This window comes from Pseudomonas sp. WS 5146 (genome assembly GCF_012985495.1).
In the GTDB taxonomy this organism is placed as follows: Bacteria; Pseudomonadota; Gammaproteobacteria; order Pseudomonadales; family Pseudomonadaceae; genus Aquipseudomonas; species Aquipseudomonas edaphica.
The window spans coordinates 1-1,040 of the sequence record NZ_JAAQWL010000027.1 but is presented as its reverse complement, the minus strand read 5'-3'; the positions used below and the strand labels follow the sequence as shown (position 1 = coordinate 1,040).

Sequence of the window (1,040 nt, the reverse complement as noted above, 5' to 3'; positions counted from 1 at the left end):
TCGCGTCTGATTCCGTTGGCTTGTTCAAGGTCCGCCCGCGAGCGCGTGACCTTGGGCCTGCGACTGGCAGCAATAGATCAATGCCCTGCGGATGTCATCGGACAGCGCTCACTGATGCTCTGGATATATACAGTTTGACTGTATATATTTGAGATTCTACGCATTCAAGCATCAGGTGGCGTTATGTCAGCAGTGAACAAAGCTATCGTCCGTCGTTTCAATCAGAAGGTTATTGAGAACTGCGACCGCCACGAATTTGAAGTGCTCGTGGCGCAAGATTTCATAAACCATTCAGCGGCGGCGGGGCAAGACGGCGGTCGGGAAGGTCTATGGCATACCTTTCACAATGTTCTGCATCCGGGCTTGTCCGACCTCCAGGTCGAGGTGCTGGATCAGGTTGCTGAAGACGATAAGGTGACGACCCGAAAGCGCATTACCGGCCGCCACTCCGGGGTGATTGCCGGGATACAGGCAACGGGACGTGCAGTGTCTATTGATATCATCGACATCGTTCGCATCCGCAACGGCCAATATGTCGAGCACTGGGGCGTCAATTCGTTGCCGAGTGTGCTGGCGGCTTTGCGCTCAGGTTGATTGATCGTTTGGGGCGGCGGCAATCAATTGCTCCAGGATTCTGACCGCAGCTTCGAGTGTTTGCAGCTGTGACGCGGTGGTTTTTTCCTTAAGCTGGCGTGCCAGCCAGTCACTGCGCTGAAGACGACTGTGTTCAAGCGCAGCTCGACCAGCGTGCGTCAGCTCAAAAAGCTGCTTTCGTGCATCGCTCGGATCAGGACCTCGTGTAACCCGCAGCTGCTGCTCCAACTGGGCGATAACCAGCCGCATGCTTTGATGCTTGACGTGACGATGTGCAGCAAGCGCGCTTATGCTCGCGGGGCCATGACGGTCAAGCAAACCTAGCGTTTCAGATTGTGCCGAGGACGGTGTGTCCGACCCACTGCGCACTTCCCGGACAAGATTGCCGACTACTCTTCGCAGATCTTCGGCTAACTGTTCAACGGCCTCTTCAAAAGAAGCAGAGT

General features: G+C 55.4%; 2 protein-coding genes. One reads left to right on the top strand and one right to left on the bottom strand.

The annotated features are described in order from the left end of the window. The first annotated feature begins 183 nt into the window (after positions 1-183). A complete protein-coding gene (locus tag HBO41_RS29330; RefSeq protein ID WP_017139675.1) occupies positions 184-594 on the top strand; it encodes an ester cyclase in 411 nt (136 codons plus the stop codon). Here the strand turns inward: HBO41_RS29330 and HBO41_RS29325 are convergent. Next, positions 586-1,040, bottom strand: a 455-nt coding sequence (locus tag HBO41_RS29325; protein WP_169988765.1) for a MarR family winged helix-turn-helix transcriptional regulator, incomplete at its 5' end; no start/stop codon positions are given. The genes HBO41_RS29330 and HBO41_RS29325 overlap by 9 nt on opposite strands.

Coding starts and splice junctions, on each gene's coding strand:
- HBO41_RS29330 (WP_017139675.1), top strand. CDS start 184: ATGTCAGCAGTGAACAAAGCTATCGTCCGTCGTTTCAATCAGAAGGTT.